The 25,383-nt window shown below is 69.4% G+C and carries 28 protein-coding genes; 19 read left to right on the forward strand and 9 right to left on the reverse strand.

All coding sequences use genetic code 11. The annotated features are described in order from the left end of the window. The first annotated feature begins 106 nt into the window (after positions 1-106). The 9 genes from rpsK (at position 107) to DDV73_RS17085 (ending at position 8,149) form a co-directional block, all read left to right on the forward strand. A complete protein-coding gene (rpsK, locus tag DDV73_RS17045; protein ID WP_109508462.1) occupies positions 107-511 on the forward strand; it encodes a 30S ribosomal protein S11 in 405 nt (134 codons plus the stop codon). 26 nt (positions 512-537) lie between these two features. Beyond that, a complete protein-coding gene (rpsD, locus tag DDV73_RS17050) occupies positions 538-1,146 on the forward strand; it encodes a 30S ribosomal protein S4 (RefSeq protein WP_109508463.1) in 609 nt (202 codons plus the stop codon). Positions 1,147-1,243: 97 nt separating this feature from the next. Then, positions 1,244-2,260, forward strand: coding sequence for a DNA-directed RNA polymerase subunit alpha (locus DDV73_RS17055; RefSeq protein ID WP_109508464.1), 1,017 nt, complete (start codon positions 1,244-1,246; stop codon positions 2,258-2,260). Positions 2,261-2,356: 96 nt separating this feature from the next. Then, complete coding sequence (gene rplQ, locus DDV73_RS29615) at positions 2,357-3,046, forward strand: 50S ribosomal protein L17, sunset domain variant (protein WP_109508465.1); 690 nt, start codon at positions 2,357-2,359, stop codon at positions 3,044-3,046. Positions 3,047-3,229: 183 nt separating this feature from the next. Continuing rightward, entirely contained in the window at positions 3,230-4,057 is an 828-nt protein-coding gene (locus tag DDV73_RS17065) for an amino acid ABC transporter substrate-binding protein (protein ID WP_109508466.1), read from the forward strand. Continuing rightward, a complete protein-coding gene (locus tag DDV73_RS17070; RefSeq protein ID WP_109508467.1) occupies positions 4,057-4,722 on the forward strand; it encodes an amino acid ABC transporter permease in 666 nt (221 codons plus the stop codon). The genes DDV73_RS17065 and DDV73_RS17070 overlap by 1 nt, the downstream gene beginning before the upstream one ends. After that, positions 4,709-5,500 (forward strand): amino acid ABC transporter ATP-binding protein, encoded by a 792-nt coding sequence (locus tag DDV73_RS17075; protein ID WP_109508468.1) that lies wholly within the window; start codon positions 4,709-4,711, stop codon positions 5,498-5,500. Before DDV73_RS17070 ends, DDV73_RS17075 begins: the two co-directional genes overlap by 14 nt. A gap of 38 nt (positions 5,501-5,538) precedes the next feature. Then, a complete protein-coding gene (locus DDV73_RS17080; protein WP_109508469.1) occupies positions 5,539-6,060 on the forward strand; it encodes a proline dehydrogenase in 522 nt (173 codons plus the stop codon). A gap of 85 nt (positions 6,061-6,145) precedes the next feature. Beyond that, on the forward strand, positions 6,146-8,149 hold the full coding sequence (locus DDV73_RS17085) for an acyltransferase family protein (RefSeq protein WP_109508470.1): 2,004 nt from the start codon (positions 6,146-6,148) through the stop codon (positions 8,147-8,149). A gap of 17 nt (positions 8,150-8,166) precedes the next feature. On the opposite strand, the gene DDV73_RS17090 is transcribed toward DDV73_RS17085, so the two are convergent. Further along, positions 8,167-9,864, reverse strand: coding sequence for an NAD(P)/FAD-dependent oxidoreductase (locus DDV73_RS17090; RefSeq protein WP_109508496.1), 1,698 nt, complete (start codon positions 9,862-9,864; stop codon positions 8,167-8,169). A gap of 110 nt (positions 9,865-9,974) precedes the next feature. Between DDV73_RS17090 and DDV73_RS17095 the strand changes: the two genes are divergently transcribed. The 4 genes from DDV73_RS17095 (at position 9,975) to DDV73_RS17110 (ending at position 13,997) form a co-directional block, all read left to right on the forward strand. Then, positions 9,975-10,850, forward strand: a complete 876-nt coding sequence (locus tag DDV73_RS17095; RefSeq protein WP_109508471.1) for a hypothetical protein — start codon at positions 9,975-9,977, stop codon at positions 10,848-10,850. A gap of 64 nt (positions 10,851-10,914) precedes the next feature. Next, complete coding sequence (locus DDV73_RS17100) at positions 10,915-11,820, forward strand: PfkB family carbohydrate kinase (RefSeq protein WP_240617333.1); 906 nt, start codon at positions 10,915-10,917, stop codon at positions 11,818-11,820. A gap of 750 nt (positions 11,821-12,570) precedes the next feature. Then, the gene (gene truA, locus DDV73_RS17105) at positions 12,571-13,398 is read left to right on the forward strand and encodes a tRNA pseudouridine(38-40) synthase TruA (RefSeq protein WP_240617334.1); all 828 of its coding nucleotides are present in this window, start codon (positions 12,571-12,573) and stop codon (positions 13,396-13,398) included. Further along, the gene (locus DDV73_RS17110) at positions 13,395-13,997 is read left to right on the forward strand and encodes a class I SAM-dependent methyltransferase (protein ID WP_109508474.1); all 603 of its coding nucleotides are present in this window, start codon (positions 13,395-13,397) and stop codon (positions 13,995-13,997) included. The genes truA and DDV73_RS17110 overlap by 4 nt, the downstream gene beginning before the upstream one ends. 4 nt (positions 13,998-14,001) lie before the next feature. Here DDV73_RS17110 and DDV73_RS17115 read toward each other — a convergent pair whose 3' ends face one another. After that, positions 14,002-14,955, reverse strand: a complete 954-nt coding sequence (locus DDV73_RS17115; protein ID WP_109508475.1) for a phosphatase PAP2 family protein — start codon at positions 14,953-14,955, stop codon at positions 14,002-14,004. Between the two features lie 142 nt (positions 14,956-15,097). Here DDV73_RS17115 and DDV73_RS17120 point away from each other — a divergent pair, with 142 nt between their 5' ends. Together DDV73_RS17120 and DDV73_RS17125 are read left to right on the forward strand one after the other, a co-directional pair. Continuing rightward, positions 15,098-16,114 carry an SPFH domain-containing protein gene (locus DDV73_RS17120; RefSeq protein ID WP_109508476.1) on the forward strand — a complete coding sequence of 339 codons (1,017 nt, stop codon included), beginning with the start codon at positions 15,098-15,100 and terminating at the stop codon, positions 16,112-16,114. Beyond that, entirely contained in the window at positions 16,111-17,022 is a 912-nt protein-coding gene (locus DDV73_RS17125; protein ID WP_109508477.1) for a diacylglycerol kinase catalytic domain-containing protein, read from the forward strand. The genes DDV73_RS17120 and DDV73_RS17125 overlap by 4 nt, the downstream gene beginning before the upstream one ends. Here DDV73_RS17125 and DDV73_RS17130 read toward each other — a convergent pair. After that, positions 16,973-17,422: a DUF4345 domain-containing protein gene (locus DDV73_RS17130; RefSeq protein ID WP_109508478.1), complete on the reverse strand. Its 450-nt coding sequence runs from the start codon at positions 17,420-17,422 to the stop codon at positions 16,973-16,975. The two genes, DDV73_RS17125 and DDV73_RS17130, sit on opposite strands and share 50 nt — an antisense overlap. A gap of 137 nt (positions 17,423-17,559) precedes the next feature. Here DDV73_RS17130 and DDV73_RS17135 point away from each other — a divergent pair, with 137 nt between their 5' ends. Next, complete coding sequence (locus DDV73_RS17135) at positions 17,560-18,045, forward strand: PRC-barrel domain-containing protein (RefSeq protein WP_109508479.1); 486 nt, start codon at positions 17,560-17,562, stop codon at positions 18,043-18,045. Positions 18,046-18,079: 34 nt separating this feature from the next. Next, complete coding sequence (locus DDV73_RS17140; RefSeq protein ID WP_109508480.1) at positions 18,080-19,792, forward strand: ABC-F family ATP-binding cassette domain-containing protein; 1,713 nt, start codon at positions 18,080-18,082, stop codon at positions 19,790-19,792. Here the strand turns inward: DDV73_RS17140 and DDV73_RS17145 are convergent. After that, entirely contained in the window at positions 19,738-20,835 is a 1,098-nt protein-coding gene (locus DDV73_RS17145; RefSeq protein ID WP_240617335.1) for an ABC transporter ATP-binding protein, read from the reverse strand. The genes DDV73_RS17140 and DDV73_RS17145 overlap by 55 nt on opposite strands. Positions 20,836-20,963: 128 nt before the next feature. Here DDV73_RS17145 and DDV73_RS17150 point away from each other — a divergent pair, with 128 nt between their 5' ends. Together DDV73_RS17150 and DDV73_RS17155 are read left to right on the forward strand one after the other, a co-directional pair. After that, positions 20,964-21,701, forward strand: coding sequence for a FadR/GntR family transcriptional regulator (locus DDV73_RS17150; protein WP_109508482.1), 738 nt, complete (start codon positions 20,964-20,966; stop codon positions 21,699-21,701). A gap of 8 nt (positions 21,702-21,709) precedes the next feature. After that, positions 21,710-22,378, forward strand: a complete 669-nt coding sequence (locus DDV73_RS17155) for a cache domain-containing protein (protein ID WP_240617336.1) — start codon at positions 21,710-21,712, stop codon at positions 22,376-22,378. 25 nt (positions 22,379-22,403) lie between these two features. Here the strand turns inward: DDV73_RS17155 and DDV73_RS28010 are convergent, their stop codons facing one another. The 5 genes from DDV73_RS28010 to DDV73_RS17175 all read right to left on the reverse strand — a co-directional run bounded on the left by DDV73_RS28010 (position 22,404) and on the right by DDV73_RS17175 (position 25,114). Further along, positions 22,404-22,763 (reverse strand): hypothetical protein, encoded by a 360-nt coding sequence (locus DDV73_RS28010; RefSeq protein WP_154402792.1) that lies wholly within the window; start codon positions 22,761-22,763, stop codon positions 22,404-22,406. Positions 22,764-22,988: 225 nt separating this feature from the next. Then, positions 22,989-24,530 carry a tyrosine-type recombinase/integrase gene (locus tag DDV73_RS17165; RefSeq protein WP_109508484.1) on the reverse strand — a complete coding sequence of 514 codons (1,542 nt, stop codon included), beginning with the start codon at positions 24,528-24,530 and terminating at the stop codon, positions 22,989-22,991. Continuing rightward, the gene (locus tag DDV73_RS17170; protein WP_109508485.1) at positions 24,527-24,715 is read right to left on the reverse strand and encodes a hypothetical protein; all 189 of its coding nucleotides are present in this window, start codon (positions 24,713-24,715) and stop codon (positions 24,527-24,529) included. Before DDV73_RS17170 ends, DDV73_RS17165 begins: the two co-directional genes overlap by 4 nt. Beyond that, the gene (locus tag DDV73_RS28015; RefSeq protein ID WP_154402793.1) at positions 24,712-24,879 is read right to left on the reverse strand and encodes a hypothetical protein; all 168 of its coding nucleotides are present in this window, start codon (positions 24,877-24,879) and stop codon (positions 24,712-24,714) included. Before DDV73_RS28015 ends, DDV73_RS17170 begins: the two co-directional genes overlap by 4 nt. Positions 24,880-24,922: 43 nt before the next feature. Further along, on the reverse strand, positions 24,923-25,114 hold the full coding sequence (locus DDV73_RS17175; protein ID WP_109508486.1) for a helix-turn-helix transcriptional regulator: 192 nt from the start codon (positions 25,112-25,114) through the stop codon (positions 24,923-24,925). Positions 25,115-25,383 lie beyond the last annotated feature (269 nt).

The following is a 25,383-nucleotide window of genomic DNA, read 5'->3' on the forward strand; positions in this document are numbered from 1 at the left end:
GACCTTGGTTTCGAGACGGTTGCCAGCGCAACCTCCTCAACCAGCGGTCAGGCCGGACACCAAGCCTTCCCGAATCTCACAGACCAGCTACCACAGGAGTTACTGAATGCCTCCCAAGGCACGTGCAGCGGGCGCCAAGAAGGTGCGCCGCAAGGAGAAGAAGAACGTCGCTCAGGGCGAAGCCCACATCAAGAGCACGTTCAACAACACCATCGTCACCATCACCGACCCGACCGGTGCGGTGATCTCGTGGGCCAGCGCCGGCACCGTCGGCTTCAAGGGCTCGCGCAAGTCCACCCCGTTCGCCGCGCAGATGGCCGCCGAGGCCGCTGGTCGCCGGGCGATGGAGCACGGCATGAAGAAGATCGACGTCTTCGTGAAGGGCCCGGGCTCGGGCCGCGAGACGGCGATCCGTTCGCTGGGTGCGATCGGCCTCGAGGTCGGCACCATCCAGGACGTGACCCCCACCCCGCACAACGGATGCCGGCCGCCCAAGCGCCGTCGCGTCTGACCCGAGACTGAGAAAGAGAGACTGACATGGCCCGTTACACCGGACCCATGACCAAGAAGTCGCGCCGTCTCGGTGTCGACCTCGTCGGTGGCGACCAGGCTTACGAGCGTCGCCCCTACCCGCCCGGCCAGCACGGCCGCGGCCGGATCAAGGAGAGCGAGTACCTGCTCCAGCTTCGTGAGAAGCAGAAGGCCCGCTTCACCTACGGCATCCTCGAGAAGCAGTTCCACAACTACTACACCGAGGCCTTCCGTCGCGACGGCAAGACCGGTGAGAACCTGCTTCAGCTGCTGGAGTGCCGTCTCGACAACGTCGTGTACCGCGCCGGCTTCGCCCGCACCCGCCGGCACGCCCGGCAGCTCGTCGTACACGGCCACTTCCTGGTGAACGGCCGCAAGGTCGACATCCCGTCGTTCCAGGTGTCGCCGTACGACGTCATCGACGTGCGCGAGAAGTCGCTGGAGATGACCCCGTTCATCGTCGCCCGTGAGACCCACGGCGAGCGTGTTGTCCCTGCCTGGCTCGAGGCGCTGCCGAACCGCATGCGAGTCCTCGTCCACCAGCTGCCGGTCCGGGCGCAGATCGACATCCCGGTCCAGGAGCAGCTCATCGTCGAGTACTACTCCAAGAAGTAGTAGCCCGGCGGCACACCTGCCACACAACTTCATACCTTCCTTCGCTACTTAGTTCGTGGCCGTCAAATAGTGGGCGGCTTCGGAAAGGAAAGATTCAGTGCTCATCGCTCAGCGCCCGACCCTGTCGGAAGATGCCATCGACGAGTTCCGGTCCCGGTTCGTTATTGAGCCGCTGGAGCCCGGCTTCGGCTACACGCTCGGCAACTCGCTGCGCCGTACGCTCCTCAGCTCGATCCCCGGAGCGTCGGTCACCAGCATCAAGATCGACAACGTTCTCCACGAGTTCTCGACCATCGAGGGTGTCAAGGAAGACGTCACCGAGGTCATCCTCAACCTGAAGGGTCTCGTCGTCTCCTCCGAGCACGACGAGCCCGTCACGATGTACCTCCGCAAGCAGGGTGCCGGTGACGTCACCGCTGCCGACATCGCGCCGCCGGCCGGTGTCGAGGTGCACAACCCCGAGCTCAAGATCGCGACCCTGTCCGACAAGGGCAAGCTCGAGATGGAGCTCGTCGTTGAGCGTGGCCGCGGCTACGTCTCGGCGGTCCAGAACAAGGGCGCGGACAACGAGATCGGCCGGATGCCGGTGGACTCGATCTACTCGCCCGTGCTCAAGGTGACCTACAAGGTCGAGGCGACCCGTGTCGAGCAGCGCACGGACTTCGACAAGCTGGTCATCGACGTCGAGACCAAGCCGTCGATCCGTCCCCGCGACGCGATCGCCTCGGCCGGCAAGACCCTGGTCGAGCTGTTCGGCCTGGCGCGCGAGCTGAACGTCGAGGCCGAGGGCATCGACATCGGCCCGTCGCCCGTCGACGAGCAGCTGGCCGCCGACCTCGCCCTCCCGGTCGAGGACCTGCAGCTGACCGTGCGTTCGTACAACTGCCTCAAGCGTGAGGGCATCCACACCGTGGGTGAGCTGATCTCGCGCTCGGAGCAGGACCTGCTCGACATCCGCAACTTCGGCGCCAAGTCCATCGACGAGGTCAAGGCGAAGCTGCACGAGATGGGTCTGTCGCTCAAGGACAGCGCCCCGGGCTTCGACCCGGCCACCGCCCTGGCGGCGTACGGCGATGACGACGACGACGCCTTCGTCGAGGACGAGCAGTACTAAGTAACTCGGAAGGTCTGCGTAGGTCGCGCAGCGACCGTATCGAGACCACCCCATCTACTCCGGTACCTGATACGGCCGGAGAGAAACGAGAGAGCAATGCCAACCCCCAAGAAGGGTCCCCGCCTCGGCGGTAGCCCGGCGCACCAGCGGCTGATCCTGGCCAACCTGGCGACCCAGCTGTTCGAGCACGGCCGCATCACCACCACCGAGGCCAAGGCCCGGGTGCTGCGTCCGCACGCGGAGAAGCTGATCACCAAGGCCAAGAAGGGCGACCTGCACAACCGTCGCGAGGTCCTCAAGACCATCCGCGACAAGTCGGTCGTGCACACCCTGTTCACCGAGATCGCGCCCACGTTCGCCGAGCGTCCGGGCGGCTACACCCGGATCACCAAGATCGGTCCCCGGAAGGGCGACAACGCCCCGATGGCGGTCATCGAGCTGGTGACCGAGGCGTACAAGCCGAAGGCGGCCGCCAAGAAGAAGGCCGACACCAAGGCTGCCCCGAAGGCCGAGAAGGTCGACGAGGCTCCGGCCGAGGAGGCGAAGGTCGACGAGGGCGCTGCCGAGGTCACCGAGGCCAAGGGCATCGCGGACATCGAGTTCGGCGACGACGTCGCCGAGCCGCTCGAGGACGGTTCCGCTCCCGAGGGCTTCGAGATCAAGGGCAACAAGGACTCCGGCAAGTTCCACACGCCGGCGTCGCAGTGGTACGACCAGACCGTCGCCGAGGTGTGGTTCCGCACCGAGGAGGCCGCCGAGGCCGCTGGCTTCGTCAAGGCCGGCTGACGAATCTCGTCCTCTCGAGGCCCGCTACCCCGCCTGGGGTGGCGGGCCTCGTCTTGTTTTCGGCGTGTGCGACCGGCCACAGCGTCGCCGTTCGGTGGAATGGTAGGGGGACCAGCCGACGTTGTGCGGAGGCTTGGTAAGTTTTGTCTATCAATCCACTCGACTTTGAAGAGGTCCACCACGATGAATCTCGGACGCGCCGCGGCAGCCGGCATCGCCGTACTCCTCACGTTCAGCCTCGCCGCCTGCGGTGAGGGCACCACCCGCGAAGAGGCAGGCAAGGACACCAAGACTGAGGACGCCGCCTCGCTCAAGGAGATCCAGGACGCCGGGGTCCTGAAGATCGGCACCGAGGGCACCTATAAGCCGTTCACCTTCCACGCCGACGACGGCACGGGTGAGCTGACCGGCTTCGACGTCGAGGTTGCCGAGGCCGTGGCCGGCGAGCTCGGGGTGAAGGCGGAGTTCTTCGAGACCCAGTGGGACGCGATCTTCGCCGGCCTGGACTCCGGTCGCTTCGACATGATCGCCAACCAGGTCACCATCAACGACGAGCGGAAGGAGAAGTACGCCTTCTCCACGCCGTACACGATCAGCCCCGGCGTGATCGTGGTGAGGTCGGACGACGACTCGATCAAGTCATTCGCCGACCTCAAGGGCAAGCGCACCGCGCAGTCGCTGACCAGCAACTGGTACGAGATGGCCAAGAACGAGGGTGCCAAGGTCGAGGCCGTCGAGGGCTGGGCGCAGGCGGTGACCCTGCTCAAGCAGGGACGCATCGACGCGACGGTCAACGACGTTCTTACGTTCTTGGACTGGCAGAAGACGGAGACCGACGACAGCATCAAGATCGCCGTCGAGTCCGATGAGGTTGCGGAGAACGCGTTCACCTTCCGCCAGGGCGGCGATGACCTGGTCGAGGCCGTCAACAAGGCGTTGGCCGACCTTGCCGCCGACGGCACGCTGGCGAAGATCTCGGAGAAATACTTCGGCGAGGACGTCACGAAGTAGTGGACCTCGACTGGGACCTGGTGCAGCGCGCCTTCTGGCCGATTCTCAAGTGGGGTCTGATCGGGACCATCCCGCTCGCGTTGATCTGCTTCGCGCTTGGCTTGGTGATCGCGCTCGCGGTGGCGCTGATGCGGATCAGCGGCAACCCGATCCTGGCCGGCCTGGCCCGCGGCTACGTCTCAGTGATCAGGGGTACGCCGCTGCTGGTGCAACTGTTCGTGATCTTCTACGGGCTGCCCGAGATCGGTCTCTTGTGGGACCCGTGGCCCTGCGCGGTCGTGGCGTTCTCCATGAATGTCGGTGGGTACGCCGCCGAAATCATTCGCGCCGCCATCCTCTCGGTGCCGCGCGGGCAGTCGGAGGCGGCGTACATGATCGGCATGTCGCGCTGGCTCGCGATGCGCCGAATCATCTTGCCGCAGGCAGCCCGGGTGTCGGTGCCGCCGCTGTCCAACACCTTCATCAGCCTGGTCAAGGACACCTCGCTGGCCTCGCTGATCCTGGTGACCGAGTTGTTCCGCCAAGCCCAAGAGATCGCGGCACCCAGCCGGGAGTTCATGGTGATCTACTCCGAGGCGGCGGTCATCTACTGGGTGATCTGCCTGGTCCTGTCCACCGGCCAGTCGTTCCTGGAGAAGAGGTTGGACCGCTATGTCGTCCACTGATCTCACCAAGCCGGACCTCGCCAAGGGCGGGGACCTGCTGACCGCGCGCGGGCTGCACAAATCGTTCGGGTCGCACGAGGTGCTGGCCGGGATCGACCTGACGGTACGCCGCGGCGAGGTGGTCGCGCTGATCGGACCGTCCGGCTCCGGCAAGACCACCGTGCTCCGCTCGCTCAACCTGCTGGAGACCCCGGATGCCGGGACGGTCACGCTCGGCGAGGTCAGCGTGGACTTCGCGGCGTCGGTGCCGCGGCGGGAGGCGCTCGGGCTCCGCGACGGCAGCGCGATGGTGTTCCAGCACTACAACCTGTTCCCGCACCTGACCGTGCTGGAGAACGTGATCGAGGGGCCGGTCAGGGTCCAGAAGCGGCCGCGGGCCGAGGCCATCGCCGAGGCGCGTGTGCTGCTGGAGCGGGTCGGGCTCGCGGACAAGGCCCTGGTCCACCCCTTCAAGCTCTCCGGCGGCCAGCAGCAGCGAGTCGGCATCGTCCGGGCTCTCGCGCTCCGGCCCCGGCTGCTGCTCTTCGACGAGCCGACCTCGGCCCTCGACCCGGAGCTGGTCGGCGAGGTGCTGACGGTGATCAAGGAGCTCGCCGAGGAGGGCTGGACGATGCTGATCGTGACCCACGAGCTTGGCTTCGCCCGTGAGGTCGCCGACCAGGTGGTGTTCATGGACGGCGGCGTGGTGGTCGAGCAGGGTCCGCCGGCCGTCGTACTCGGCGAGCCGCGCGAGGAGCGGACCCGTCAGTTCGTGAGTCGCTTGCTCAAGCCGTACTGACCGGCCGCGGTCCTGGTCCAAAAGGGAGAATGAGAGCCATGGACGCTGGACTAACCGCGCTGCTCGGCGCCGCCGTCGGCTCACTCGCCACCCTGGGCTCAGCGATGCTTACCGGGCGCGCGGCGGCCCGCTCGCAGTTCGGCCAGTGGCGTCGCCAGCACCGCCGGGATGCCTACGCGGCCTACCTGGGCGCGGCGTACGACCGAGATGTCGCCGCGGACGCGGTGCGCGACGCGCTGGCCACAGACCGGCCGGACCTGGAAGACGTCGACGCGAAGATGGAGTACTTCGAAGCGCAGGTCCGCGGCGTCCAACGAGCCGCCGAGATCGTCATCCTAGAGGGACCGCAGGTCGTCGTGGAGGCGCTGTACGGCGTGGTCCATGCGGCCGACGATCTGGCCGAGGTCATGCGACGGATGGTGCGCGATGCCCACGCCGAGAACACCTCCCGGAAGGCCGCAGACACGACGCTCGCCTCGGCCCGGGAGCACGCGCTGTACCAATCCGTGAAGGGCCTGCGCGCAGCTGCCACCGGCGTTCTGGACGACAGCGAGACGTAAACCCGACCCCCGGCTGTCCCGTCTCTAGGGGTCAGACCGGGTCGTGGCTCAGCGCGTCGCTACCCGATGAGCATCGGGGGGCAGCGTGTATCGGACCGACATCCAAGGGCTGCGTGCGGTCGCCGTGACCGTCGTCGTACTCGCCCATGCCGGGGTTCCAGGGACCGAGGGCGGCTTCGTCGGCGTCGACGTGTTCTTCGTGATCTCAGGCTTCCTCATCACCGGGCTGCTGCTGGCCGAGCACGAGCGCGAGGGTGGCATCTCGCTGTCGAGGTTCTGGGCCCGCCGGGCCCGCCGGATCCTGCCCGCCGCAACGCTGGTGATCGCGGCCACGGCCATCGCGTCATCGATCGTGCTGCCGGTCCTGGAGCGCCCGGCGGTGCTGGACGACCTCCTGTGGGCGGTGGTGTTCGCCGGGAACTGGCGGTTCGTGCAGCAGAACACCAGCTACCTCGCCCAGGATCGCGCCGAGAGCCCGGTCCTGCACTACTGGTCGCTGGGCGTCGAGGAGCAGTTCTACCTAGTGTGGCCGCTCGTGCTGGTCGCCGTCCTTGCCGCTGCCGTCCGGCTCGGTGTGGGTACGACGTCTCGGCGGCGCCTGGCACTGGCGTTGGTGACCGCGGCGGCCGTCGCCGGGTCGTTCGCCCTCGCGGTCGTGCAGACCGGCCAGAACCAGCCGCTCGCGTACTTCGGCAGTCCGACCCGCGCCTGGCAGCTCGGCCTTGGAGCGCTGCTGGCGATCGCGCAACCGCTGCTCAGCCGGCAGGGGCCCAAGATCGCGACGGCGCTGGCGGGCTGTGGGCTGCTCGGCCTCGTGTGGTCGGTGGCGACCCTTCGCGAGGTCGGCGGCGACACCCACTACCCGGGGTGGCTGGCGCTGGTCCCCACCGGGTCCGCCGTACTCCTCGTCGCCGGCGGCTGTGGCAGCGGTCGCACCATCGTCGGCCGCGCACTCTCGGTCGCCCCAGCTCGGGTCGTCGGCGACCTGTCCTACTCCTGGTACCTGTGGCACTTCCCGTTCCTCGTCCTCGGCAACGCCGCCTGGCCGGCCGAGGAGACGCTTGCCGGGAACGCCGTACTTGCCGCAGCGGCCCTGGCGGTGTCGTGGCTGACCTACCGGTATGTCGAGGATCCGGTACGTCGCTGGCCGGCACTGGTCCGCAGCCGGACCCGATCGCTCCAGCTGGGGGTGGCCCTCACCGGCCTCTCACTCGTCCTGGTCGTCGCCATCCCCCTTGTCTCGAACGAGGACCGGACCGTCGTGACCGCGATGGAGGGGGAGAAGGTCACCCTGCGACCAGCTCCGGCGATGGCGAGCCGCGATGGTGGTGACGACCTGGTCGGCACCGGCTGCAACCTCGGCGTCAAGGAGACGAAGCCGCCCAGCTGCGATTTCGCCGACGCCGACTCCGATCACCATGTCGTCCTTGTCGGCGACAGTCACGCCGCGATGATGTTCCCGCCCCTCGAGCGAGCCGCGCGGAAGCTGGGATGGCGGCTGACCAGCTGGACCAAGAACGGCTGCCCGATGCCTGACGTCACCCTGCACAACCCGCTCCATCGCCGTCCCTATCGTGAGTGCGACCAGTTCCGGTCGGCGATCCTGGACCGGATCATCGAGGCCGACCCCGACCTCGTGTTCATCGGGTCGGACATCGGCAGCGAGCCGCGGGCGGTGCACGACCGGGAGACTGGGGAGGTGGTCGCCCGTGATGCGTCGTACCAGTTGATCGAGGAGGGCATGCGCCGCACCGTGTCCCGGTTGACCGATACGGGCATCGAGGTGGTCTACATGGTCGACCCGCCGGGCTCGCCGTTCAGCCCGCCCAGCTGCCTGGCCGAATCGGGCGAGGTGGCCGAGTGCCGGTTCGACCTTCCGGAGAGCCATGGCCGCGAGCGCGAGACGCTGCGCGGCACGAGCGGAGTGCGGTTCCTCGACGTCGTACGGCGGATCTGCGAGGCCGACCTCTGTACCCCCGTCGACGGCGACATCCTCATCTACCGCGACAAGCACCACCTCACCAGGACCTTCGCGCTGACCTTCACCTCGCAGGTCGAGGAGCTGCTGGAACCGAGCTCCGGGCGTTAGCTCGCTGGATTCGGCACTCAGGAGTCGGCGGTCTCCAGGAACGCATGCACGAGCGGTACGACGCTGGCGCCCTCGCCACTGGCGGCGGCGACCCGTTTCATCGAGCCGGCCCGGACGTCGCCGACCGCGAACACGCCGGGGACGGTGGTGGCCAGGTTCGCCGGCGGCGAGCCCTCGGTCCACGAGCCCTTCGGTACGTCGCGTCCGGTGAGCACGAAGCCGCGCTCGTCGCGGGCCACCTCGGCCGGCAGCCAGTCGCAGTTGGTCTGGGCGCCGAGCAGCAGGAACAGGCCGTCGGCATCGACGCGGGTCTCCTTCTCCTCATCGAGGTCGCGCAGCGTGAGCCACTCCAGCCGGCCGATTCCGCCGCCGTCGACGACCTGGGTCCGGGGCTGGACGGAGATCCGCGGGTTCCATTTGATCTCGCGGATCAGGTACTCCGACATGGTCGCGGTCAGGTCCTCGCGACGGATCAGGATCGTGACCGAGCGGGCGAACCGCGCCAGGTGGACCGCCGCCTGGCCGGCCGAGTTGCCGCCGCCCACGACGTACACCTCGCGGTCCTGCATCTCGCGGGCCGCGGTCATCGCGGCGCCGTAGAAGACGCCGAGCCCGACCAGCTCCTCGAGCGGGAGTACTCCGAGCCGGCGGTAGGCCACTCCGGACGCGACGATGACCGTGCGGGCGCGGACGATGCCGCCGCCGGTCTCCAGGCAGTGCGGCTCGCCGGCCACGCCTGGCCGGAGCTCGGTGACCGGCCAGCCGGTGAAGAAGCGGGTCCCGAACCGGACGGCTTGGATACGCGCCCGCTGGGCCAGCCGCATCCCCGAGATGCCACGCGGGAAGCCGAGGTAGTTGCGGATCATCGAGCTGGTGCCGGCCTGGCCGCCCACGGCCTCGGCCTCGACCAGCACCGTCGACAGGCCCTCGCTGGCGCCGTACACCGCGGCGGCCAGGCCGGCCGGGCCGCCGCCCACGATCGCCAGGTCGGCGACCCCGTCGAGAACGATGTCGGCCGGCTTGCCGTACAGGCTGATCGCGACGTCGCGCACCGTGTCGACCACCATCGGTGGCGCGGTCCAGCCATGCACCAGCGGGAAGCCGGGCTCGCCGTCGTACAGCGCCAGCACCTCCTGGCCCTGCTCGGACTCGGGTGCGTAGGTGCGGTTGGGCATCCCCATCCGGTCCAGGAAGTCGCGGATCTGCATGACGAGCGGGGTCACCGACGGCGTGACGATCCGGATGCCGTCGATCTCCGGTCCGGCCACCGACGAGCCCCAGTCCGACAGCAGGTCGGTGATCGCGTTGTGGAACTCCTCGTCGCGTACGCCGCGCGGGATCAGCAGGTAGGTGTCGAACTTGCCGGCCCGCAGGCCCTCGCTCATCCGCGGCACGCTCGCCCGGAACACATTCCAGTGGATGAGTACGATCCGCCGGGCGGTCGGGACGAGTACCCGCCAGGTCGACATCGCCGGGAACAGCTCGGCGTCCGGCAGCTCGCTCTCGCTGGCCAGCATCGCGACCGGGACGCCCTGGTCGGCGAGCTCGTGGAGAAGTGCGGTGGCGGCGGTCGCGCTGGTCGCCGTACGCAGGTCGTAGTCGCGCTGGTACCGGCCGAACTCGTCGAGCAGGAAGTCGCACCTGCTTTCTGACACCAGCACGATCGCGGGCTTCGGCCCACGGGCGGTGGGCTGCCCTGAGGTTGGCTCTGTCACGCCGCCGAGCGTAGCCCCGCACGACATAACGTGAGCCGCTCGCGCTCGTTGGTCACCTGTCCAGCATCCTGACCCGCCCGGTCAGTACACGACCCAGGAGGACCAGCTCCATGAACTCGTTCCGCCCTGCCCTCATCAGATCCGTGCTCGCCGCCATCGGCGCCTGCCTGCTCGCGTTCAGCCTGCTCGGCGCGCCGGCGACCGCATCCGCCGCCTCGCGCGCGTGGGCGCCCGCCGACACCGCCCAGATCCACCCCGGTGTGCAGATGTACACCGACGGCGCCCAGTGCACCGGAAACTTCGTCTTCACCGACGGCGCCGGCGCCACCTATGTCGGGTACGCCGCGCACTGCGCCGGCACCGGTGCCGCCACCGATACCAACGGCTGCGAGGCCGAGTCGCTGGCACTGGGTACCGCTGTCACCTTCAACGAGGGCGGCAGCCTGATCAGCGAAGGCACCGTCGTTGGCCGCGGCACCCTCGCCTACAGCTCGTGGGACACCATGCACAAGCGTGGCGAGACCGACCCCGACACCTGCGCCTACAACGACTTCGCACTGGTGAAGGTCGCCGCCGGCGACGTCGCGAAGGTCAACCCGTCGGTGCCGTTCTGGGGAGGTCCGGTCGGCATCAACACCGCTGGCACCGCAGCCGGTGACCGGGTCTACAGCTACGGCAACTCCAGCCTCCGCTTCGGTCGCACCGAGCTGTCGCCCAAGACCGGGATCAGCCTCGGTGTCGAGGGCAACGGCTGGTCGCACCCGCTCTACACGCTGACGCCCGGCATCCCGGGTGACTCGGGTTCGGCCTTCCTCGACGGTGAGGGCAACGCGGTCGGCACCCTGTCCACGCTGGGCCTGGCGCCGCTGCCGCTGTCCAACAACATCGGTGACATGGCCCACGAGCTCGCCTACGCCCAGCAGCACTCGGGCATCTCCGGCCTCAAGCTGGTGCCGGGCACCGAGCCGTTCTCGCCCATCCTCTGAGTTATCCCCCCGCAGCCCCGGTCCGTCCGCATCGACGGGCCGGGGCTGCGGCATGCTTCTCGCCATGAGAGACGTCGCGCTGGTCGTGGGTGAGTCGCTGATCGATGTCATGGTGCGCGGCGAAGAACGGCAGGAGTACGCCGGCGGCAGCGCCGCCAACGTCGCGGTCGCGCTGGCCAGGCTCGGCCGGCCGGTGGTGCTCGCGACCCGGTACGCCGACGACGCCCACGGCCGGCTGCTCGCCGAACAGCACGCCGCCGCCGGGCTGACGGTGATCGGCGGGCGCTCGGCGCGGACGTCGACCGCGCTCGCCCGGATCGGCGCGGACGGGTCGGCGTCGTACCAGTTCGAGATCGTGTGGGACCTCGACGGTGTCGAGCTGTCGCCGGACACGCGGCCGGTCGCGGTCCACGCCTGCTCGCTCGGCACCGTACTCCAGCCGGGCGCGGACGCCGTGGTCTCGGCGGTTGGTGCGCTTCGAGAGTCGGCGATGGTCAGCTACGACGTGAACACCCGGCCGTCGATCACCGGCACCGGGCCCGACGTGGTCGCGCGGGTCGAGGCGATGGTGGATCTGGCGGACGTGGTGAAGGCGTCCGACGAGGACCTCACGGCGCTCTACCCGGAGCGGTCCTGGCGAGACAGCGCTGGTGCGCTGCTGGCGCGCGGCCCGGCGGCGGTCGTGGTGACCCGGGGCGGCGAAGGGGCCACGGTGCTGGCCAGCTCCGGGGTGGTCGACGTGGCGGTGCCGCCGGTCGAGGTCGTGGACACGATCGGTGCCGGTGACACCTTCGGCGCCGCCACCTTGCACGCCCTCTGGAGCCGCGACCTCCTGGGAGCTGATCGACGCCCGGTGCTCGCGGCGCTGTCGTCCGACGAGTGGCACGAGGTCGTGGCGTACGCCGCCCGCGCCGCCGCCGTCACCGTCTCCCGCCCCGGCGCTGACCCGCCGTACGCCCATGAGCTCTGACGTGACCCGGCCCGTATCGACCGTGAGGCGCGCTGACCCGGCCCGTGTTGACGGTGAGGCGCGCTGACCCGGCCCGTGTTGACGGTGAGGCGCGCTGACCCGGCTCGTGTTGACGGTGAGGCGCGCTGACCCGGCTCGTGTTGACGGTGAGGCGCGCTGACCCGGCTCGTGTTGACGGTGAGGCGCGCTGACCCGGCTCGTGTTGACGGTGAGGCGCGCTGACCCGGCTCGTGTTGACGGTGAGGCGCGCTGACCCGGCTCGTGTTGACGGTGAGGCGCGCTGACCCGGCTCGTGTTGACGGTGAGGCGCGCTGACCCGGCCCGTGTTGACGGTGAGGTACGTCGACCCGGCTCGTGTTGACGGTGAGGTACGTCGACCCGGCCCGTGTTGACGCGACTGTCGTGAAGACCGGCCGGGTCGGCGTCGTACGGCGTGAAGACGGGCCGGGTCGGCGTCGTACGGCGTGAACACGGGCCGTGTTGACGCGACTGTCGTGAAGACCGGCCGGGTCGGCGTCGTACGGCGTGAAGACGGGCCGGGTCGGCGTCGTACGGCGTGAACACGGGCCGTGTTGACGCGACTGTCGTGAAGACGGGCCGGGTCGGCGTCGTACGGCGTGAAGACGGGCCGGGTCGGTGTCGTACGGCGTGAACACGGGCCGGGTCGGCGTCGTACGGCGTGAACACGGGGCGGGTCGGCGTCGTACGGCGTGAACACGGGGCGGGTCGGCGACGCTTAGGATGCGGAAGGTGCGGATCCGGATCGACCTGGCCTACGACGGCACCGAGTTCAAGGGGTGGGCGACGCAGCCGGGGCTGCGGACGGTACAGGGGATGCTGGAGGCGGCGCTGGCGACGGCGCTTCGGGTGTCCGAGGTCGCGGTGACGTGTGCGGGACGGACCGACACCGGTGTCCACGCGCGGGGCCAGGTGGTCCACCTCGACACCGAACCGGCGACACTCACCGAGTCGGCCGGCCGCTCGGCCGACCCGCCGCTGGAGGCGTTGCTGCGCCGGCTCAACGGCATCCTGCCCGCCGATGTTCGAGTACGGCGCGTGGTCGAGGCGGCGCCCGGCTTCGACGCCCGCTTCTCCGCGGTCTGGCGGCGCTACGCCTACCGGATCGCCGACGACCCAACCGTCGTCGACCCGCTGACTCGAAGCCACGTGCTGGCGTGGCCGCGCCCGCTCGACCTGGACGCGATGAACGCGGCCGCCGCCGCCCTGCTCGGCGAGCACGACTTCGCGGCGTTCTGCAAGAAGCGCGAGGGCGCGACCACAATCCGTTCGCTGCTGGACCTGCACTGGGACCGCACACCCGACGGGCTGCTCATTGCCACCGTTCGCGCCGACGCCTTCTGCCACAACATGGTCCGCGCCTTGGTCGGCAGCATGCTCGCCGTGGGGGAGGGACGTCGCGAGCCGGCGTGGGTGAGCCAGGTGCTGACGGCGAAGGTCCGCGACCCCGGCGTGACCGTCGTCCAGCCGAACGGGCTGACCCTGGAGGAGGTCGGCTACCCCGACGACACCGAGCTCGCCGCCCAGGCCGAGGCGGCCAGAAGGGTACGGACCCTGTGACCGACGACCACTACTTCACCGCCGACCCGTCGGTCGCCTTCAAGCGGACGCCGGTCACGGCGACCGTGTGGGGGTACGAGCTGGAGCTGGTGTCCGGGTCGGGCGTGTTCGCCAACGGCCGGCTGGACATCGGTACGGCGGCGCTCTTCCGTGAGACCGAGCCGCCCGGCGGTGGCCGGATCCTCGACCTCGGCTGTGGGTACGGCGTGATCGGGCTGGCCATCGGCCGCGCGGTCCCGACCGCCACGATCACCGCGGTCGACGTCAACGAGCGCGCCGTACTCCTTGCCAACGAGAACGCCGCCGCCCTCGGCCTCGCCGACCGGTTCACCGCGAGCACCCCGGAGCAGGCCGACCCGGACGCGGCGTACGACGAGATCTGGTCCAACCCGCCGATCCGGATCGGCAAGCAGGCGCTGCACGAGCTGCTGCTCACCTGGCTGCCGCGGCTGTCGCCCGGTGGCCGTGCGGTGCTGGTGGTCGGCAAGAACCTCGGGGCCGACTCGCTGCAGCGCTGGCTCGGTGAGCAGGGCTACCCGACCACCCGGCTGGCGAGCGCCAAGGGCTTCCGGGTCTTGGAGTCCCGGCCGGCGCCTTAGGCGGTCAGTCGCCTCGGGAGCGTTCCCACTTCGAGCAGGCCCAGAGTACGGCGAGAGCCAGGGCGGCCCCCGCGATGATGTCGATGACGTAGTGCTCGGCGTAGTAGACAAGCCCGACCGACATCACGATCGGGTAGGCGAGCAGCAGCCAGCGGTACGACGACTTCAGCCGGTTGATCGCGAACAGCGCGATCAGGAAGGCGATGCCGGCGTGCAGTGATGGCATCGCGGCGACCGGGTTGCCGACGCCGTGCAGGACCAGGTGGAACCGGGACAGGCCGACGTCCTCCCAGCCGCGGCCGGTCAGCCGGTGGATGTCGGAGGGCAGGTAGCCGTGCTCGGCGGCCATCCACGGCGGCACCATCGGGTACAGGATGTAGACCGCCAGCGCGGCGAAGTTGATGCCGACGTACCGGCGCATCCAGCGCTTCCACTCACCCCGGTTCCGCAGCCAGAGGACTACGGCCAGGGTCGGGCCGACCAGGAAGTGCGAAGTGTAGACGGTGGTGAAGACCAGGTCGTACCAGCGCGGGTCGCTGGCCGGGTCGCACGGGCTGCCGCAGAGTGCGGACTGCAGGTGCTCGGTCGGGGTGGCGCCGCCGCCGAAGAGCCCGGACAGCCAGCGGTCGACGTCGATCGGCATCTGCACGTGCGGGGTCAGTCCCCACTCGTCGGCGAGGCCGCGGCTGTAGAAGTAGATGACCAGGCCGAGGGTGGGCAGCCACCAGTCGCGCAGGAAGTCGAGGTGCTGGCGCGGCGGCGCCTCGATCCGCCAGGCGATCGTGGCCAGCCAGAGCCAGCCGAAGACCTGCACGGTGTCACTGGGTACGCCGAAGAACCGGGTCCACGCGAGCAGCCCGACGACGTACACCGCGAAGGCGACTGCCCGGGCGGCGGGCCGGGTGGCGGGTATGGGTGCGCGCGTCTCAGTGGCCGTTATCTGGTCCCCGTTAGCCATGTCCAGATCCTAGACGTCCCGGCGAAACCCGGCGTTCACCGGATAGTCCGTCACGAAAGTGTCGTGCCAGTTATTGCCGTCTTGACAAGAAAAGTGGAAGCGGAGATCATTTATGTCGTAACGACAAATAAGGAGACGACAGATGGCAACGATCACCCGCTTCCCGTTCGTCCGGCACCTGAGCGGTGCGGCGACGACGTACGTCCAGCACCTCAAGACCGGCCAGGTACGGCGCGAGGGCGTCGGGCAGTCGATCTGGTTCCGGCCGCTCGGCGCGGCGATCTCGGAGGTGCCGGTCGACGACCGGGAGCTGCCGATGCTGTTCCACGGACGGACCAGCGACTACTTCGACGTGACCGTGCAGGGCACGATCACCTACCGGGTCCTGGACCCGGCCACCGCCGCTCAGCGGCTCGACTTCTCGATCGACCCGGCCACCGGTCTCTGGAACGGCCGGCCGCTCGACCAGCTCGCGGGACTGCTGACCGAGACCGCTCAGCAGCAGACCGTGCAACTGCTGATCCGGCACACGCTCGCCGACGCGCTGACCGGCGGCGTCGCCGCGACCCGGGACGCGATCACGGCCGGGCTGGCCGACGACCAGCGGCTGACCGAGACCGGGGTCGCGGTGATCGCGGTCCGGATCCTCGCCATCGACCCGGAGCCCGAGGTCGAGAAGGCCCTGCAGACCCCGGCCCGCGAGGTGGTGCAGCAGGACGCCGACAAGGCCACCTTCGAGCGGCGGGCGCTGGCCGTGGAGCGGGAGGCCGCGATCGGCGAGAACGAGCTCGCCAACCAGATCGAGCTGGCCCGCCGCCAAGAGGACCTGGTCGCCCAGCGTGGTGCGAACGAGCGGCGTGCGGCCGAGCTGCAGGCGGCCACCAACGCGCTCCGGGCGAAGTCGGACGCCGAGATCGAGGTCGAGCGGGCCGAGGCCAAGGCGCGGGCGACCGAGGTGGTCGGCGCGGCCGAGGCGGGTGCGGAGGCGGCCCGGCTGGCGGCGTACGCCGAGCTGTCCGACGCGGTGATCATGGGCCTGGCGCTCAAGGAGCTGGCCGCCAACATGCCCGACCTGCAGAGCCTGGTGGTCTCGCCCGACGTGGTCGCGCCGCTACTTGCCCGGCTCGGCAACGGCGCCGGAGCGCGGGAGTCGGCGTGACCGTCAGCCCCCGCGTGGTCGTTTGCCACCGCCAGACCGAGTACGACGCGCTGCTCGCGCACCACGGCACCCGCGGCCAGGCGGCGTTCTTCCTCTCCGGCCGCGGCCGCGACCTGGCCGAGGTCGAGGCCCGGCACGACGCCGTACGCCGCGGCCTGGACGCGGTCGCGGCGGCGATCCCGCTGGAGTGGCGGCGCGGCTCGGTGGAGCGCGAGGACCTGGCCCGCTACCTGTTCACGCCCGACGACATCGTCGTGGTCGTCGGGCAGGACGGCCTGGTCCCCAACGTCGCGAAGTACCTCGACGGCCAGCCGGTGATCGGCGTGAACCCGGACCCGGCCGCCAACGCCGGCCTGCTGTGCCAGGCCGCGCCGGAGCAGGTCGCGGACCTGCTGGCAGCGGTAGTGGCCGGCCGGGCCAGCGTCGAGGAACGGACGATGGTACGGCTCGCCGTGGACGACGGCCAGGAGCTGCTCGCGCTGAACGAGATCTACGTCGGCCAGGCCAACCACCAGTCCTCGCGCTACACCGTCCGGATCGGGGGACCGGACGGTGTAGCGGAGAGGCAGTCGTCGTCCGGCGTACTCATCGGCACCGGCACCGGCGCGACCGGCTGGTGCTCGTCGGCTGCCCGGGAGCGGCACTGCGACTTCGCGCTGCCGACGCCGGCGGATGGCCGGCTCGCGTGGTTCGTGCGGGAGGCGTGGCCGTCGCCAAACACCGGTACGGCGTACACCGCAGGGCTGCTGGAGAGCAGCGGCGAGCTGGTGCTCGACGTCGAGTCGGACAGCCTGGTGGCCTTCGGCGACGGCGTCGAGGTCGACCACCTGACACTGGCCTGGGGCCAGCGGGTGACTGTCAGTGTTGCTCGGCGGACGCTGCGGCTCGTGGGTCCGCCAGCCCCTTAGCCGCAAGGGTCCTCAGACCAAGCACGCTGAGCACCACACCGGCGATCTCGATGACGAAGGCGCCGAGCTGGGCGGCGTACACCCCCTCGATGGCGAACCCGATCAGCCGGGCTACAACCAGGCCGGCGAACACCAGCGTCGAGGCGAGCAGGCCGACCGCGATCCGCTGTGGCTTCAGCGCGCACCAGCAGAAGAACAGGCCCATGCCCACCGTCGCGCCGCCGACGGTGGCGCGCAGGTCGGAGTTGGCCTGGTCGGAGTCGAACGACTCCCGGGTCACCTGCTCGCTGGTCCACTCTGGCGCGAGCAGATAGCCGAGTCCGAGCAGGACGACGGTGACCCCGACGACCCAGATCAGCAGCAGCGGCCAGCCCGGCTTGGCGACGTCCGATTCGCTCATGCGGCCATCGTTGCGTGCCCGGCGCCGGCTGTCATCCACCCACGGGCGGCACCGGCGATCTCACCCGGTGTGTCCGGGGGCAAACCGGGTACAGCCGCGGCGAGGGGAAAGTAGAGCCGCAACCTGAGGAGAGCGTGATGCTCACGACCGCAGAACTGCAGACAGTGATCGGCCAGACGGCGTACGGGCCCGATGGCGACAAGCTCGGGAAGATCGGCCAGGTCTGGGTCGACGACCAGTCCGCGCGGGCCGAGTTCGTCACCGTACAGACGGGGTGGTTCGGCACCCATGAGACGTTCGTGCCCGTCAGGGACGCCACCTCGACCGGGGACGCAGTCCAGATGCCGTTCACCAAGGAACAGGTCAAGCATGCGCCGCCGTGCGAGTCGGACGGCGGGCACATCAGCGCCGAGGACGGCAGGGCGATCTACGACTACTACGGGGTTCCGTACGCCGGCGCCGCCACCGGTCCCGGCGACCAATCCGACACCTGGGAGGCCGCCGGCGTCGACAAGCCGTACGCCGACCCCAGCGACCCGCTGTGGAGAGCGTCGGCGACCGGTGCGCCGAGTGCCGACGACGAGGACGACAGCCCAGGACACACCGACCCCGAAACTCGGTAGGCCCAGGAGCGACGATGCCGGACAATCGTCACTCGTGGGCCACGTCGACGTCGCAGGTATTCGGTACGAGCTCCCGGACGGCCGGGTGCTCCTCGACGACGTGTCCTTCCGGGTCGGCGAGGGAGCGAAGGTGGCCCTGGTCGGCGCCAACGGTGCCGGCAAGACCACGCTGCTGCGGATCGTGACCGGCGACCTGGTCCCGCACGCCGGTGCGGTGACCCGCTCCGGCGGCCTCGGCGTGATGCGGCAGATGGTGGCCGACGCGCTGCCCAAACGGCACGGTGAGCCGCCCTCAGTCGCGGACCTGCTGCTGTCGGTGGCGCCGCCACGGGTGCAGGAGGCGGCGTACGACCTCGACGCCTGCGAGCGCGCGCTGATGGAGACCGACGACGAGGCCACCCAGATGAAGTACGCCGCGGCGCTGGCCGAGTTCGCCGACGCCGGCGGCTACGACATCGAGGTGACGTGGGACGTGTGCACGATGGCCGGCCTCGGTGTGCCCTACGACCGCGCCAAGTACCGCGAGCTGTCGACCCTGAGCGGTGGTGAGCAGAAGCGGCTGGTGCTGGAGTACCTGCTGCGTGGCCCGGAGGAGGTGCTGCTGCTCGACGAGCCCGACAACTTCCTCGACGTACCCGGCAAGCAGTGGCTGGAACGGCGGATCAACGAGTCTCCGAAGACCATCCTCTACATCAGTCACGACCGGGAGCTGCTGTCGAACACCGCTACCCGGGTGGTGACGATCGAGCTCGGCGCCTCCGGCGCGGGCAACAGCGCCTGGACCCACCCGGGTGACTTCGCGTCGTACCACGAGGCCCGCAAGAACCGATTCCTCCGCTTCGAGGAGTTGCGGCGCCGCTGGGACGAGGAGCACGCCAAGATCAAGGCGCTGGTGCTCCGGCTCAAGATCAAGGCGGAGTACAACGACGGCATGTCGAGCCAGTACCGGGCCGCCCAGACCAGGCTTCGCAAGTTCGAGGAGGCCGGTCCGCCGACCGAGCAGCCGCGCGAACAGCAGGTCAAGATGCGCCTGAAGGGTGGCCGCACCGGCAAGCGCGCGGTGGTCTGCGAGTCGCTGGAGCTGACCGGGCTGATGGAGCCGTTCGATCTGGAGGTCTGGTACGGCGAGCGGGTGGCCGTGCTCGGCTCCAACGGCTCGGGCAAGTCACACTTCCTCCGGCTGTTGGCCCGGGGTGGCACCGACCCGGATGTGGAGCACCGGCCCGTCGAGGACGTACCGATCGAGCCCGTCCGGCACCATGGCCGGACGAGGCTGGGCGCGCGGGTGCGGCCCGGCTGGTTCGTGCAGACCCACGAGCACCCCGAGCTGGTCGGCCGCACGCTGCTCGACATCCTGCACCGCGGCGACGGCACGCCCGACGGTCGTGCCGGCATGGGTCGCGAGCAGGCGTCGCGGGTGCTGGACCGCTACGAGCTCGCCCACGCCGCCGATCAGAACTTCGAGTCGCTGTCCGGTGGCCAGCAGGCGCGCTTCCAGATCCTGCTGCTCGAGCTGTCCGGCGCCACTCTGCTCCTGCTCGACGAGCCCACCGACAACCTCGACGTCCAGTCCGCCGAGGCGCTCGAGGCGGGCCTCGAGTCCTTCGAGGGCACCGTGCTGGCAGTCACCCACGACCGCTGGTTCGCCCGCGGCTTCGACCGCTTCCTCGTGTACGGCGCCGACGGCCGCGTCTACGAGACCGACGAGCCGGTCTGGGACGAGGGCCGCGTCGACCGCGCCCGGTGAGCGGTCTCCAGTTGGGACCAGCTCGCGATGACCGAATCACCGCGGGTCTCGTGCTCGGCCCCCGCGCCCTTGCTCTGTTCGAGCACCACCAGGGGGCTGCCGTCCTCCAGCCGGACGTGGACGCGGTGTCCGGTCCCGAGATAGATCGACTCGGTGATCGTGCCGACGGCCCGGATCACGTGGCCGTCGGAGTCTGTGGGGTGGCCGTTGCCGGCGGGGTAGAGGCTGACCTTCTCGGGTCGCAGCGCGTGGGTGCCGGTGCGTGCGAAGAGCCGCTGCGACGCCGCGCTGTCGAACAGGTTCGAGGTGCCCACGAACTGGGCGACGTACGGCGAGCGCGGCTGCTCGTAGATCTCGCTCGGTGTCCCGAGCTGGACCACGCGGCCCTCGTTGAACACCGCGACCCGGTCGCTCAGGGTGAGCGCCTCCTCCTGGTCGTGGGTCACGAAGACGAAGGTGATGCCGAGGTCGCGCTGCAGCTGCTTGAGCTCGACCTGCATCTGCTCGCGCAGCTTGAGGTCCAGCGCGCCGAGCGGCTCGTCGAGCAGCAGCACCTTGGGCTGTACGACGATCGAGCGGGCCAGGGCGACCCGCTGCCGCTGGCCGCCGGAGAGCTGGCTGGGCTTGCGCGCGGTGAGGTGCTCCAGCCGCACGGTGGCGAGGGCCTCCCTGGCCCGCTCGTACCGCTGGCGCTTGGAGACCTTGCGGACCCGCAGCCCGTACGCGACGTTGTCGAGCACGTTCAGGTGCGGGAACAGCGCGTAGTCCTGGAAGACCGTGTTGACGTCCCGGTCGAAGGGGGCGGTGTCGGTGACGTCCCGCCCGTCCAGCAGCACCTGGCCGGCGGTGGCTCGCTCGAATCCGGCGATCATCCGCAGCACCGTCGTCTTGCCGGACCCCGACGGTCCGAGCATCGAGAAGAACTCGCCGTCACGGATGTCGAGGGTCAGGTCGTCGACAGCGGTGACGGGGCCGTAGCTCTTGGTCACGCTCCGGAGGGAGATCGCGTTCGACTCCCGTTTCGTGTCTGTGATGGGCGGCACATCGGTAAACATATAGAAACAGATGTTAAATGTCTACCGTTGTTCGGAGGAGGTCGGGTAGCGTCCGGCCTAGGCCTGCAGACAGGGCCGGCTGACGTGAGACGGACGTGAGGAAAGGGCGCCGGAGGATGACGTTGCGACATGCGTCGCGGTCCAGATCGGCGATCTTCGCGCCGCTGGGCGATCCCGGCCGTGCGACCCGCGTCGAGCAGCGGCTGGCCGACGCCATCCGGTCCGGCATGCTGGCCGACGGGGAGCGCCTGCCGAGCGAGCAGGAGCTCGCCTCGATGCTCGGCGTCGCCACCGTCACCGCCCGCGAGGCACTGGTCGCGCTGCGCAACCAGGGCCTGGTGACCACCGTGCGTGGTCGCGGCGGCGGCAGCTTCGTGACCCGCCCGAAGCAGTCCGACGAGTCCGCACTCCAGGAGCGGCTGACCCACATGTCCCTGGTGGAGCTGCGCGACCGCGGCACCCTCTACCGCGTCATCCTCGCCGGGTGCGCCGAGCTGGCGGCGCCGTACGCCGACGAGCTGGACGCCGAGTCGTTACGAGACCTGCTGGTCGACGAGGGCGTCGATGATGTCGGGGCCTGGCGTCACGCCAGCTCCGAGCTCTACCTGTCCATCGCGGCGCTCACCCAGTCGGCTCGGATGACTCGCGAGGTGGTCCGGCACGAGGCCGACTTCGGCGTACTCCTGAAGCTGCCGCTGACCAGTCCTGAGTTCCGGAAGGCGACGCGCGTGCGCCATCTGGAGCTGGTCGAGGCAATCGCGGCGCACGACGCCGGCCTCGCCCGGAGGGCCGCCCAAGAGCAGGTTGCGGCGGCGATCGCGAGCCTGGTGGACCTGCATGCGGGGGTGCGATGATGGCAGACGTGCGGACAGCGACAACTGGTCTCGAGGTGGCCGCCGACGAGGTGACTCGTTTCTTCGAGCGCCTCTTCACCTCCATCGAGCTGATGCAGCGCGCTGTGCAGCAGCGCTTCGCCGCGGGTCCGGTCGACACTCGCGGCATCTGCGACGCCGTTCGCCCCGACGTACACGCGCTGCTGAGCGAGGGCGTGGTGCTCGGCTGCGGCTTCGTCGCGGACCGCGACGCGCTGACCGACTGCTCGCTCTATCTCGCCTGGTGGCAGGGCGAGAGTCAGCAGCTGCTCGGCCAGGCCGACGCGCCCGCCGGCGACCCGTTCGACTACACGCTCCGGGAGTGGTTCCGGGTCCCGCTGCGCACCGGTCAGCGGCACATCACCGGGCCGTACGTCGACTACGTCTGCACCGACGAGTACGTCGTCACCTGCACCATGCCGGTGATCGCAGGCGGCCGGATGGTCGGCGTCGTCGGCGCCGACACGCTCGCCGAGCGGATGGAGGAGTTTCTCGGTGACGCACTGCGGAGCGCGGACGCCACGCTGATCTCCGACCATGGTCGGGTCGTCGTGTCCGCCGACCCGCAATGCGCCGCGGGGACGCTGATCGAGGCGCCGGCGGACCGGGTGCCGTGCGGGGACCTGCCGCTGGCGGTCTGCCTGGCTCACCCGGCGTAGCGGCCGGCGAGCAGATCTCCCGAGGTCAGGGGCTGACGGCCGCCCTGGCGTCGAACTCGGCCCGGGCCGTGGCGATCTCCTGCTGGTGCTTCTCCGTCCAGACCACCAGTGCCTGGACGGTGCCGAGAAGGGTGCCTTCAGGACCTGGCTTGCGATTCTGGCCGAGCAGGCGGTCATCGAGGCTCGTGTCGAGAGCGACCACGAGGACCAGCATCTGCAGGACATCAGTGAGGCCGTCCGGCAGGTAGTGGCGGCGCTTCAGGAGCAGGGATACCTCGCGGTCGTCGATCCCGACGAGATCACGGAGGGGCCCCGAGCTCTCGCGTCCTGAGGTGTGTGCGGGCTTGGGTGGCCAAGGAGAGCTGGCCAGCTTTGTTGCTGCCACTCAGGTAGCCGGTGGGTGCCCCAGGCAGGAGTCGAACCTGCGACCTTTCGCTTAGGAGGCCATCGCGCTTTTCCGAGCCATTGTGGCCCTGACCTGCGAGGATGTCGACACGGTGGGGGACCGATCCGCGTTCTGTCCCACAACTGCCCCACGAGGCCGCCGAAGACCGCGCATTGTGGAGGCCGCGCGCCTGGCCGGCAGCCGTCGGGCTCAGGTCGCCGTTCGTCATGATAGATCGCCCTTCTCGTGCTCAGAGTTGTCGCTGTACGGGGTGACGCTGGCGTCCACGTCGCCGGTGAGTGGCCGGTCGGCGAGGGCGCGTTCGATCAAGGTGTTATTGCGGTCCTCTTGGCCGTCCAGGCACTTGGCGTAGATCTTGAGGAGCACCTCAACGCTGTTGCCGGCTCGCTTGGCGACGTCGGTCGCGTCGACTCCGGCGTTGAGCCAAGTCGAGAGGGCTGCGTGGCGAAGGTCGTACGGCGTCTCGGCGAGCGGTGAGGCCACCTGGTGAGGCATGAAGGCGAGCTCGCGCGCTTCTTTGAAAACTCGGTTGATGGTGCTCGACCCGATCAGCCCACCGCGCTCGTTGGCGAACAGCCGGCCATCCTCGGCGGTACCGAATTCCTTGATGTGCGCGCGGAGAATCGCCACAAGCTCTGGCGGTATCGGAACGGGCCGGACGTCGCCCCGCTCGCGCTGCTTGAGGCCGCGTTCGTCGTGCCTGTGACCGCTGTCGGTCCACTGCTTCGCACTCTCCGGACGGGTCTCCTGGAAGTAGAGGGTCCCCCAGCCATCGTGGGGCAGCTCGCAATCCGGTCGACGAAGGAAGACCGCCTCCGCGGGCCGCGGGGCGGCGAAGTACATCGTCGCGAAGAAGGCCACGAGGCGCCGCCCGCGGGCACGCTTCCACGAACCGACATACGAAACGGCGGTGAGAAACTCCCTCGCCTGCTTCGGGTTGACCACCGTGCGCCGGTCGATCGCCGGATCGCGTGCGACCTTCTTCCGCTTGTGCTCTTTCCGCTGCAGTGGGTTGTCGGCGATGTCGCCGACCTCGACCGCGTACTCGAGTGCCGTGTTCACTGCCCGGCGGCGATGAGACTGCGTGTCTGCAGCGGCGGCCTTCCCGTCGAGATTGATCGCCAGCTCGTGCAGGAGGCTCCGTACGACCTCCGATTCATTCAGCTCCGACATCCGGCGGGTTGCCTTCGGGAGCAGACGCAGGGCGGCCTGGAGACTCCGTGGGTCGATGTCGCGGTGCCGGCCGGCGAACTGAGCGAGCCGTGTCTCCTCGGAGACGTCTTGGTCTTCAGGTCGTGGTACGAGCGCCCACGTCATGGCGACACGTATCACCCGGCGGTCCAGATCGACAGCTTCGCCGTCCAAGAGGCCAAGGGTTGCGACCGCGAGGCTGTCGACGATCGACCTGCGGGTGTTTGCGGCCGCGGCCGGCCAACGCAGCTTGACGTACGCCGCGGCGAACTCGAACCACCTCCGGGAGTCGGGTATCTCCGTAGCGAGCATCGACTCAGGCAGGCCGGTCTCGGGGTCGAACAGTTCACCGCGCTGGGCCGCCTTCAGGAGGTCGGCGCGGAAGTGGTCGGCGAGCGCACGGGTCAGGAACGACTGGGACTGTGGCTTGAATCCGACACGCCAACGAAGCTCGTACGGCTTCGACCACTGGCGCTTCGGTGCCGCCTGTCCCTTGCGCTTCGCGTTTCTGTTGCGGATCGACCAGATCGACACGTCATGGGTGAGCGTGCTCATCCGGTGCAGTTCCCATTCTCGAACGCCTCACGGATCTGCTCGGGCCGCAAGCCCGCGCCGAGCGCCTTGTTCGCTTTCTCGGCGAGCAGTTCGGTGGCCTGCTGCAGCCGGCCATCCGAGTCGTCGGTGTCGTCGAGCACGTACCGGAGTACGACGTTCACGGCGTTCGCCTCGCTGATGTTCATGCTGCTACCTCCGGGTCGCCGTAAGACATGTGGATCATGAAGTCCTTGAGCCTCGGTCGTGGGTGCTCCTCCGCGTACTCACGCAGCTCCGTGGCGTAGCCCTTGGTCGCTGCCTCGGCAGCCAGCCACCAGGCATGGTCGGCACTGCGCCAGGCGTCGGTCACGGACTCTCGCCACTCGTGTCGTGGCATCGTTCGCGGGCCCGGGTCAGGCGACCGCGTGCGGGTCGAACTCGGTCAGCCAGTCGTCGAGATCCTCGCGGCGGATGCGCCGCTTGCCGTTGGGGAGCTTGACGGACTTCGGGCCGCGGCCGGTGTGCAGCCAGCGGTAGAAGGTCGAGCGGGGTACGTCGAGCTCGGCGATGACCTGGGCGATGCTCATCATCTGGAGGCGGTTCATGTCTGGCTCCTAATCCGTGGTCGAGAGGTGTCAGTGGTCCGGGGTGCGCAGGCCTCAGTCGGTTGCGTCGGCGTCGGCGTCGGCGTCGGTCCGGTCGTCGCGGCGCTGGGAGACGGCCTCAGCGACGAGGGAGATGCCGAGCGTCAGAAGGGTCAGACCGAGCGGTCGCAAGGGCTGTGAGTGTCAGTGGTGGCTGGCCCGGGGCTGGCTGGCAGGGTGAACCGGCTGGTTCTCCTCCGTGTTCGTGACCCATCGCAAGCTTGGCCCGA

The sequence above is a fragment of the Nocardioides speluncae genome (assembly GCF_003121585.1).
In the GTDB taxonomy this organism is placed as follows: Bacteria; Actinomycetota; Actinomycetes; order Propionibacteriales; family Nocardioidaceae; genus Nocardioides; species Nocardioides speluncae.

Excerpts from the sequence above, each read along its gene's own strand:
- rpsK (WP_109508462.1), top strand. The coding sequence starts at position 107 with ATGCCTCCCAAGGCACGTGCAGCGGGCGCCAAGAAGGTGCGCCGCAAG.
- rpsD (WP_109508463.1), top strand. The coding sequence starts at position 538 with ATGGCCCGTTACACCGGACCCATGACCAAGAAGTCGCGCCGTCTCGGT.
- rplQ (WP_109508465.1), top strand. The coding sequence starts at position 2,357 with ATGCCAACCCCCAAGAAGGGTCCCCGCCTCGGCGGTAGCCCGGCGCAC.
- DDV73_RS17065 (WP_109508466.1), top strand. The coding sequence starts at position 3,230 with ATGAATCTCGGACGCGCCGCGGCAGCCGGCATCGCCGTACTCCTCACG.
- DDV73_RS17075 (WP_109508468.1), top strand. The coding sequence starts at position 4,709 with ATGTCGTCCACTGATCTCACCAAGCCGGACCTCGCCAAGGGCGGGGAC.
- DDV73_RS17080 (WP_109508469.1), top strand. The coding sequence starts at position 5,539 with ATGGACGCTGGACTAACCGCGCTGCTCGGCGCCGCCGTCGGCTCACTC.
- DDV73_RS17095 (WP_109508471.1), top strand. The coding sequence starts at position 9,975 with ATGAACTCGTTCCGCCCTGCCCTCATCAGATCCGTGCTCGCCGCCATC.
- DDV73_RS17100 (WP_240617333.1), top strand. The coding sequence starts at position 10,915 with ATGAGAGACGTCGCGCTGGTCGTGGGTGAGTCGCTGATCGATGTCATG.
- DDV73_RS17115 (WP_109508475.1), bottom strand. The coding sequence starts at position 14,955 with ATGGCTAACGGGGACCAGATAACGGCCACTGAGACGCGCGCACCCATA.
- DDV73_RS17120 (WP_109508476.1), top strand. The coding sequence starts at position 15,098 with ATGGCAACGATCACCCGCTTCCCGTTCGTCCGGCACCTGAGCGGTGCG.
- DDV73_RS17130 (WP_109508478.1), bottom strand. The coding sequence starts at position 17,422 with ATGAGCGAATCGGACGTCGCCAAGCCGGGCTGGCCGCTGCTGCTGATC.
- DDV73_RS17135 (WP_109508479.1), top strand. The coding sequence starts at position 17,560 with ATGCTCACGACCGCAGAACTGCAGACAGTGATCGGCCAGACGGCGTAC.
- DDV73_RS17150 (WP_109508482.1), top strand. The coding sequence starts at position 20,964 with ATGACGTTGCGACATGCGTCGCGGTCCAGATCGGCGATCTTCGCGCCG.
- DDV73_RS17165 (WP_109508484.1), bottom strand. The coding sequence starts at position 24,530 with ATGAGCACGCTCACCCATGACGTGTCGATCTGGTCGATCCGCAACAGA.
- DDV73_RS17170 (WP_109508485.1), bottom strand. The coding sequence starts at position 24,715 with ATGAACATCAGCGAGGCGAACGCCGTGAACGTCGTACTCCGGTACGTG.
- DDV73_RS17175 (WP_109508486.1), bottom strand. The coding sequence starts at position 25,114 with ATGAACCGCCTCCAGATGATGAGCATCGCCCAGGTCATCGCCGAGCTC.